Source organism: Rhodospirillales bacterium RIFCSPLOWO2_02_FULL_58_16, from assembly GCA_001830425.1.
Taxonomy (GTDB): domain Bacteria; phylum Pseudomonadota; class Alphaproteobacteria; order Rhodospirillales; family 2-02-FULL-58-16; genus 2-02-FULL-58-16.
Window position 1 is genome coordinate 81,090 of sequence record MIAA01000014.1, and the last position, 8,660, is coordinate 89,749.

The 8,660-nt window shown below is 60.4% G+C and carries 10 protein-coding genes and 1 pseudogene (1 of these 11 only partly in view); 5 read left to right on the forward strand and 6 right to left on the reverse strand.

All coding sequences use genetic code 11. From position 1 onward, the window contains the following. Nucleotides 1-110: 110 nt before the first annotated feature. From A3H92_07760 to A3H92_07785, 6 genes are all read right to left on the reverse strand, one after another. Nucleotides 111-587 (reverse strand): molybdenum cofactor biosynthesis protein C, encoded by a 477-nt coding sequence (locus tag A3H92_07760; GenBank protein OHC75994.1) that lies wholly within the window; start codon nucleotides 585-587, stop codon nucleotides 111-113. 4 nt (nucleotides 588-591) lie between these two features. Continuing rightward, the gene (locus tag A3H92_07765; GenBank protein OHC75931.1) at nucleotides 592-1,392 is read right to left on the reverse strand and encodes an indole-3-glycerol phosphate synthase; all 801 of its coding nucleotides are present in this window, start codon (nucleotides 1,390-1,392) and stop codon (nucleotides 592-594) included. Then, nucleotides 1,389-2,402, reverse strand: a complete 1,014-nt coding sequence (locus A3H92_07770) for an anthranilate phosphoribosyltransferase (GenBank protein ID OHC75932.1) — start codon at nucleotides 2,400-2,402, stop codon at nucleotides 1,389-1,391. Before A3H92_07770 ends, A3H92_07765 begins: the two co-directional genes overlap by 4 nt. Next, a complete protein-coding gene (locus A3H92_07775) occupies nucleotides 2,399-2,971 on the reverse strand; it encodes an aminodeoxychorismate/anthranilate synthase component II (protein OHC75933.1) in 573 nt (190 codons plus the stop codon). The genes A3H92_07770 and A3H92_07775 overlap by 4 nt, the downstream gene beginning before the upstream one ends. Before the next feature lie 169 nt (nucleotides 2,972-3,140). Next, nucleotides 3,141-3,350 (reverse strand): hypothetical protein, encoded by a 210-nt coding sequence (locus tag A3H92_07780; GenBank protein OHC75934.1) that lies wholly within the window; start codon nucleotides 3,348-3,350, stop codon nucleotides 3,141-3,143. Nucleotides 3,351-3,362: 12 nt separating this feature from the next. Further along, on the reverse strand, nucleotides 3,363-3,590 hold the full coding sequence (locus A3H92_07785) for a hypothetical protein (protein ID OHC75935.1): 228 nt from the start codon (nucleotides 3,588-3,590) through the stop codon (nucleotides 3,363-3,365). A 151-nt stretch (nucleotides 3,591-3,741) separates the two neighbouring features. Here A3H92_07785 and A3H92_07790 point away from each other — a divergent pair, with 151 nt between their 5' ends. From A3H92_07790 to A3H92_07810, 5 genes and pseudogenes are all read left to right on the forward strand, one after another. Next, the gene (locus A3H92_07790; GenBank protein ID OHC75936.1) at nucleotides 3,742-5,946 is read left to right on the forward strand and encodes a copper-translocating P-type ATPase; all 2,205 of its coding nucleotides are present in this window, start codon (nucleotides 3,742-3,744) and stop codon (nucleotides 5,944-5,946) included. Beyond that, nucleotides 5,943-6,335 carry a Cu(I)-responsive transcriptional regulator gene (locus tag A3H92_07795; GenBank protein ID OHC75937.1) on the forward strand — a complete coding sequence of 131 codons (393 nt, stop codon included), beginning with the start codon at nucleotides 5,943-5,945 and terminating at the stop codon, nucleotides 6,333-6,335. The genes A3H92_07790 and A3H92_07795 overlap by 4 nt, the downstream gene beginning before the upstream one ends. Then, complete coding sequence (locus tag A3H92_07800) at nucleotides 6,335-7,354, forward strand: hypothetical protein (protein ID OHC75938.1); 1,020 nt, start codon at nucleotides 6,335-6,337, stop codon at nucleotides 7,352-7,354. Before A3H92_07795 ends, A3H92_07800 begins: the two co-directional genes overlap by 1 nt. 1 nt (nucleotide 7,355) lies before the next feature. Further along, entirely contained in the window at nucleotides 7,356-7,802 is a 447-nt protein-coding gene (locus tag A3H92_07805) for a hypothetical protein (GenBank protein OHC75939.1), read from the forward strand. A 30-nt stretch (nucleotides 7,803-7,832) separates the two neighbouring features. Further along, a pseudogene (locus A3H92_07810) lies at nucleotides 7,833-8,660 on the forward strand (hypothetical protein); it runs 267 nt beyond the window's last position.

Here is an 8,660-nt window from a genome sequence, read left to right on the forward strand (position 1 = left end):
CCCCTTGTTAAGGGGGAGGAATAACAGGAAGACCTCCCCCTTGAAGCAAGGGGGAGGAATTTTTCTTCTTTTCCCCTCCTTGCTTCAAGGAGGGGGCAGGGGGAGGTTTTCTATTCCCCCTCGAAGACGCCGGATTTGCCGCCGGACTTATGGACCAGACGGATGTTCTCGATGCGCATGCCTCGATCCACCGCCTTGCACATGTCGTAGACGGTGAGCGCCGCCACCGCCACCGCCGTCAACGCCTCCATCTCGACGCCGGTGCGGCCGTCAAGGCTGCATACGGCGCTGATATCGACGGCGCTGCGCTCTTTGTCGCAGGTCAGGTTCACCTTGACCGAGGTCAGTTCAAGAGGATGGCACAGCGGAATAAGATCGGGTGTGCGCTTGGCCCCCATGATCCCGGCCAGTTGGGCGACGCTCAACACGTCGCCCTTTTTCACCCCGCCTTTTATGATCAGGTCCATGGTTTCAGGCTTCATGATTACCGAACCCTTGGCGGCGGCGGTGCGCGTGGTGGCGTCCTTGCCGGAGACGTCCACCATTACGGCGTTGCCTTCGGCGTCAAAGTGAGTGAATTCGGCCATGGTTTTAGCGTCCAAACTCCGAGAGAAGGTTGCGAAGGGCGGCCTGCGCGTCGTTTCGGCTCATAATTGCCTCGCCGATGAGAAAGCAATTAACGCCGCATCTTGACATGCGGGCCAGATCGGCGGAGGTAGAAAGCCCGCTTTCGCTGACAACAATGCGGTCCTTGGGAACCAGCGGGGCCAGGCGTTCGGTGACGGCGAGGTCGGTCTTGAAGGTATCAAGGTCGCGATTGTTGATGCCGATCAGGCGGGCGTCAAGACGGAGCGCCCGCTCCAGTTCGGCTTCGTCGTGGACTTCGACCAGGACATCCATGCCCGATTTCACGGCGACGGCCGCCAGTTCCCCGGCCTTTGCGTCATCAAGGACAGCCATGATCAGCAGCACGCAGTCGGCGCCGAGGGCGCGGGATTCAACGATCTGGTAGGGGTCGATCATGAAGTCCTTGCGTAACGCCGGAAGGTTGCCGGCCGTTTGCGCTTTTACCAGGAAATCATCCGATCCCTGAAAATAGGGAACGTCGGTAAGCACGGACAGGCAGGCGGCGCCCCCGGCTTCCAGGGCTACGGCCAGTTCTGCCGGGTTGAAATCAGCGCGGATCACCCCCCTGGACGGCGAAGCGCGTTTGATTTCGGCGATCAGGCCATAGCCGCCGCCGCGAACGGCTTTGTCAAGGGCGGCGGCAAATCCACGAGCCGGGGCCATGGCCTCGGCGGCGGCGTAAAGATCGTCAAGGCTGCGCTCTTTCTTGCAACGCGCAACGTGTTCGGCCTTATCGGCGCAAATTCCGGTCAAAATGCCGGTCATCGGTTGGTGATTTCCACCAGCTCGGCAAGCGCCGCCTTGGCCTTGCCGCTATCAATAGCGCTGGCCGCCAGCGCCGCTCCGCTTCGCAAATTATCCGCCTTGCCGGCGACGATCAGGGCGGCGGCGGCGTTATAGATCACGATATCGCGGTATGCTCCCGCCTTGCCGTCCAGCATAACCCTGACGGCTTGAGCATTGATTTCAGGAGAGCCGCCCTTGAGGTCGGCGGGGTCGGCCCTCGGCAGACCGGCGTCCTCGGGGTTTACCGTAAAGCAGTTGACCCGACCATCCTTGAGTTCGGCGACGAAGGAGGGGCCGGTAGTGGTCAACTCGTCAAGGCCGTCCGCGCCGTGCGCCACCCAGGCCCGCTCGCAGCCCAGATTTCCCAATGCCTTGGCTATCGGCTCTATCCAGTCGCGGGAATAAACGCCGGTGAACTGGCGTTTGACCCCGGCCGGGTTGGACAGCGGCCCCAGCAGGTTGAAAATGGTGCGCACTCCCAATTCGAGGCGCGACGGGCCGACATGACGCATGGCGTCGTGGTAACGAGTAGCCATCAGGAAGCCGATGCCGGCTTCGGCAATGGCCCGCTCCACCAGCGTCAAATCGGCGTCAAGGTTGACCCCCAACGCCGCCAGCACATCCGCCGCCCCCGATCTGGACGACAGCGCCCGGTTGCCGTGCTTGGCCACCGGAACGCCGCAGCCGGCGACGACCAGGGCCGCGCCGGTGGAAATGTTGAAGGCGCCCAAGCCGTCGCCGCCGGTGCCGACGATGTCGATAGCGTTATCCGGGGCCTTGACCGGCAAGGCCTTGGCCCGCATGGCCCTGACGGCGCCGGTTATTTCCTCGACGGTCTCGCCGCGCACCCTCAGGCCCATCAGGAAAGCGCCGATCTGGCTCGGCGTCGCCTCCCCCGACATGATAATATTAAAGGCGGCTTCGGCCTCGTCCTCGCTGAGGGATCGGGCGTCGGCGATCTTCGCCAGCAGGGGCTTGATGCCGCTCATTTAACAGACATCTCCAGGAAGTTGCGCAGCAGGCGATGGCCGTGTTCGGAGGCAATGCTTTCCGGGTGGAACTGCACTCCGTGGACGGGAAGGGCGCGATGGACCAGCCCCTGGATAACGCCGTCGTCGCTGTCCGCCGTCGCCTCCAGGCAGTCGGGAAGGGACTCCCGCTCCACCGCCAGCGAGTGATAGCGGGCCGAGATGAAGGGCGAGGGAATGCCAGCGAAAACGCCGGAGCCGTTGTGGCGAATGGCGCTGACCTTGCCGTGCATGGGCTTGGGCGCCCGCACGATCCTGCCGCCGAAGGCCTGGCCGATGCACTGGTGGCCCAGGCATACCCCGAGGATGGGGACCGCGCCCGCCGCCTTGCCGATCAACTCCAGGCAGACGCCGGCCTTGTCGGGGTCGCACGGTCCCGGAGAAATAACGATGCCCTGCGGCTTGAGGGCCAGAGCCTGCTCGGCGCTCAGCGTATCGTTGCGCCGCACCTCAACCTCCGCCCCCAGCTCCCCCAGATAGTGGAGCAGATTGTAGGTAAAGCTGTCATAGTTGTCGATTAATAAATACATATCAATAGGTTATGTTGGTTTTCTAATGTTTGACACAAGGAAACAATAAGGCTTCCGGCAATCCCGACGCAACAATGCCTCCGGCTCTCGCCACGGTCAAGCGCGGGAGAGTTTGACGATTACCGCTTAATCGTACGTTTGAAAGTCGGCGTCTGAAGGATGCGCACCGTCATTCAAAGACGTACTCTTCCTTCGCGTTCTCCTTGCGAGCGATCATAATGTCCTTGATCATGAAAAACGTCAGATCCGGATTTTCCTCGGCAATCTTCCCCATGCAGGACCAGTACTCGATCTGTTTGGGCAGTGAGCGATGATAAATGCCGCCGTAACGCTTCGCTTCAGCAACCAGTTCTTCAGACAGTTTAACATTCACGGCCATGAGTGGCTGATTTCATTCTTCAGGGGCGTCGGACGGATCGTAAGGCAAGGTTTCTCCACGAGCGATTTGCCCGCGCACCTTCGCCGCAATCGCATCGAGCCTGTCTGCGTCGCGTGCGAACTTCTGCTGCCACAAGGCTTCATCGTGTAATTCATCAAGCACGATGCCGGCAATAAGCGTCTGTTCGTCGTCAGGACGACCGGCGGCTTCCGCAAACGCTTTTTCGAGTAGTTTATTCATCTGTTCCCACCTCAGTCGGCGACTTCCCCGGCACCTTCGCCGTTATTCTAATCCTTTCTCCCGCCGAATTCCATTCCCTAAAGCTGTCGCCCCTTGACCTTCCAGTCTCTGGAACCTTTATATATGGTTACAGCGTACTGAAAGGTTGGTCATGAACACCGTCATTTTGCGCATCAAGGGGATGACCTGCGCCACCTGCTCGGGAAGGGTGGAAAAGGTGCTGGGCAAGGTTCCGGGGGTCGTTGCCGCCGAGGTCAACCTCGCCAGCGAGCGGGCTTTAATAAGCGTCCGGGAAGGAACCGCCGGCCTCGCCGATCTGATCGCGGCGGTGGAAGGGGCCGGTTACGGCGCCCGGGCCGTTGACGACTCCTCCTCCGCCGGCGCCGACGAGGAAGAAGAATTGGCCCGCAAAGGCCGCGCCGATTTCAGGACATTCGCCGTCGCCGCCGCCTTTACCCTGCCCCTGGCGGCGCAGATGGCGTGGCAAGTAGCGGGGGTGGAATGGATGATTCCGGCGTTGGCCCAGCTTGCCTTGGCGACGCCGGTGCAGTTGTGGGCGGGGCGGCGCTTTTACCGCGCCGCCTGGGGGGCGCTCAAGGCGTTTTCCGGCAACATGGATTTGCTGGTGGCCATCGGCACCTCGGCGGCCTACGGGATCAGCCTGTTTAACACCCTGGCGCCCGAGATCGGCGGCGGCGTCCTGTATTACGAGGCCGGAGCCGTCGTCGTCACCCTGGTGTTGCTGGGTAAATGGTTGGAAAGCCGGGCCAAGCACGGCACCACGGCGGCCATCCGCGCCCTGATGAACCTGCGGCCGGAGACGGCGCGGGTGGAGCGCAAAGACCGCGTGATTGAGATTCCGATCAACGAGGTCGTCAGCGGCGACATGGTCGTCGTCAAACCCGGCGAGCGCCTGCCCGTCGACGGCATTGTAGTCAACGGCGAAAGCCATATCGACGAGTCTCTTATCACCGGCGAGAGTCTGCCGGTAGCGAAGGGAGCGGGGGATACGGTCACCGGCGGCGCCATCAACGGCGAGGGATTGTTGCGCATACGCGCCACCACCGTCGGCGCCGCGTCCGTCCTGTCGCGCATTATCGCCCTGGTGCAGGGCGCCCAGGGGTCCAAGGCGCCGGTGCAGAGGTTGGTTGATCACATCTCCGCTATTTTTGTGCCTGTGGTGATGTCTATCTCAGCCCTGACCTTTACCGGCTGGTGGTTTGCCTCGGGCGACGTTGCGACGGCCATTATCAACGCCGTCGCCGTGCTGGTTATCGCCTGTCCCTGCGCCCTGGGCCTGGCGACGCCGACGGCGATCATGGTCGGCACAGGCTCCGCCGCCTCCGCCGGCATCCTGATCAAGGACGCCGAAGCCCTTGAGCGGGCGCACCGGATAACTACCGTCGTCTTCGACAAGACCGGCACCCTCACCGAAGGCCGCCCCCGGGTCAGCGGCGTGATGTCGGTCGTCGACGGCGGGGAAGGGGAGTTAGTGCGCCTCGCCGCCTCGGCCCAACAGGGCAGCGAGCATCCTCTGGCCCACGCCCTATTGGTTTATGCCGGAGATAAAGCCGTGAAGCTGGCGCCCGTCGGGGGCTTTCGCGCCATGGCCGGACGGGGGCTTATGGCAACGGTGGAGGGCAGGGTTCTGGTTATCGGCAGTCGCCGCCTGATGGACGAGGAGGGCATGATAACCGGCCCCCTTGAAGCGTCGGCGCAAAGTTTTGAGGAGCGCGGCCAGACGGTAATGTGGGCGGCAGAGAAGACTCCATCAAGACGGTTGCTGGGCTTTATCGCCGTCGGCGACGCCATCAAGCCTAACGCCGCCAAGGCGGTGGCCTTGCTTAAAGAGGCCGGCATCGACACCTTCATGCTGACCGGCGACAACGCCCGCAGCGCCCAAGCCATCGCCGCCGAATCCGGCGTCGGCAAGGTGATTGCCGAGGTTCTGCCCGAAGACAAAGCCGATATGGTGAAGCGTCTGAAAGGAGAGAGGCGTTGCGTGGCCATGGTCGGCGACGGCATCAACGACGCGCCGGCCCTGGCCGAGGCCGACATCGGTTTCGCCATGGGTGCCGGCGCCGATGTGGCCATGCATACGGCGGGGATCACCCTGATGCGCGGCGAGCCGACATTGGTTGCCGACGCCATTGATATCTCCCGGGCCACCTACGCCAAGATCAAGCAGAACCTGTTCTGGGCCTTTATTTACAACCTTATCGCCCTGCCGCTGGCGGCGCTGGGCTACCTGAGTCCGGTCATCGCCGGCGCCGCCATGGCGATGAGCAGTCTTTCCGTAGTCTACAATTCGTTGCTGCTCAAGCGCTGGCGGCCCACCACCGGAGGAAAATCATGAATATCAGCGACGTTGCCGAACAGTCGGGCGTTCCTGTCAAAACCATCCGTTACTACGAGGAGATCGGCCTGATTCCGCCGGCCGTGCGCGCCGCGAACGGCTATCGCCGCTACGCCGCGACGGATGCGGAAACCCTGCACTTCATCTATCGCGCCCGCCGTCTGGGATTTCCGGTGAAAGACGTGAGCAATTTACTGACTCTCCGGCATGACAAGAATCGAGCCAGCGCCGATGTCAAGGCCTTGGCGCTACGCCATATCAAGGAGGTGGAAGAGCGTATCGCCGAACTTGAAGCCATCCGTCGCGCTTTGCTTCACCTCACCGACCGCTGCCACGGCGATAACCGGCCCGACTGTCCCATCCTGGAGGGAATGAACAAGGCTGATTAATGCAAACGCAAATTTTACATATCTCCGGCATGCGCTGCGAAGCCTGCGTCACGCTGGTAAAAAGAGAGATGCTGAACATTCCCGGCGTCAGTCACGCAAAGGTATCGCTTAAACATCGCAATATCGAAATCGGCGGGGAGATTGCGAACAATCCGCCCCAAGCCGTAATTCATGCGTTGGAGCCTTGCCTTAAGAAATACGGCTACGACATTTCTCTCAAAAAGCCGCGCCATGTGGTTGCATGGCGGGAATTTCTTGTCGCGGCGCCCGTTGCCCTCGTTTTTCTGGCTTTATACGTCTGGCTGCAAAAACTCGGCATCGTCAGCCTTGTCAACACGGACGGCATCAACTACGCCGTCGCCTTTATCATCGGCCTGATCGCTTCGGTTTCCACCTGCATGGTTATTGTCGGCGGCCTGACGCTGTCGGTCTCCGCCAACTTCGCCAAGGAAGGCGACAAGACAACGCCGCAGCTTCTGTTTCACGGCGGACGGCTGGTCTCGTTTTTTGCGCTGGGGGGCATTATCGGCGCCCTGGGCGTACAATTTGAGTTGGGTCAGACCGGAATGTTGACGCTCACCATTGCCGTCGGCGTAGTGATGTTGGCGCTGGGCATTAATCTGCTTGACATATTTCCTGTCGTCAAAAGTCTGCAACCGACTTTGCCGCAATTCATTTCCCGTCATCTTCTTGAATTCAGGCGGCTCAATCATACCCTGACCCCGGCCTTGCTGGGAGCGATTACCTTTTTCCTGCCGTGCAGCTTCACCCAGTCCATGCAATTCTACGCGCTTTCGGCAGGCGGCTTCATGAAAGGCGGCCTTACCATGCTGATTTTCGCGCTCGGCACCTTGCCGGTGCTGGCGCTGTTGAGCTTTTCCGCGCTCGGCATTCATTCTCCGAAAGCCTCCGGCATCTTTTTCAAAACATCGGGCCTCGTCGTCATCGCTTTTGCCGTGGTTAATTTGATGAATGCCATGGTGATCGCCGGTTTGATTAATCCTGTCATGAGCATATGAGATGGAAAAGAAAGCATTCATCGCCCTTGTCGTCGCGGCAAGTTTAGCCACCATCGGCATTATGATTGTGTTGACCGGGAAGCCTGCCGTCGAACCACGGCAGATGGTTATTGAACCGCAGCAGGATGCCGGGCAACAAGCGTCAACCCTCAGCGGCAATGTCCATATTGAAAACGAACGGCAGACCATTGAAATGAATGTTAACGGCAACTATTCGCCGCAACTGACGATTGCAAAGGCGAACATGCCGACCGTTCTGAAAATAATCACGAAAAACGCCTTCGGTTGCAGCAATGTGCTGGTGATCCCCGGCCTTGATTATCGTGTGCGTCTGCCGCTGAACGGCGTGACGGAGGTGGAGGCGCCGCCTCAGCAATTAAACTCGGAATTAACGGGACAATGCAGTATGGGAATGTACGGCTTCAAAATCAGGTTTATCATGCCCTAAAGATTCGCCCATAATTCAAAGGCATGACGAGTGACCGGCGTTCGCAAAAACCGACCGAAAAAAACAACGCAAACCGCCCGGAAAACAAAGTCCGGTTACGGTCGTCGGGCGGTATATCTTGCCGTGATTTCTATCGGTTTGTTCGGCGGCTATATGCTGGGAGGACTGTTCAAGGGGAAGGAAATCCCGCAAAAATTCGCCGAAACGAATCCGGTTGAGTCAAAGACCGCTCCCGGCCCCTGGTATCGTTCCCAGTCGCCGCCGCCGGCTATGGTCACGGCTTCGGCTCTTCCCCTGTTTCCCGATCCCATGGACGATTATAAAGAACCGCCGCTGGCCTACGAAGAATCCCTGCCCCACGGAATTTATGAAATCCCGACGGTAAGCATGCCGATGCCGCCGCCTCCGGCGCCGGAACCGGAACCGCTTCCTATGGCGACGCCCGAACCGGCCCCGGAGGCGGCGCCCGCCGAGCCTTTATCATGGCGGCGCTTCGCCGTAGCGACGCCGACAAAGACCGGCAAGCCGAAGATTATTCTGGTCATCGACGACATGGGAGTGGATCGCAAACGCACGGCGCAGATTATTGCCATAAAGGGGCCGCTGACTTTGTCTTTCCTGACCTATGCCGACAATCTGGAAGCCCAAACCAGGGCGGCGCGCGCCGCCGGTCACGAGTTGCTTTTGCACGTCACCATGGAGCCGGGGTCCAGGACCATAGACCCCGGCCCCAATGTGCTGCTGACCGAACATGACCCGCAGGAAATCCTCAAGCGGCTCAGGTGGGGGCTTTCGCGCTTTGACTCTTTTATCGGCATCAACAATCACATGGGCAGCAAGTTCACCGCCGATATCGGC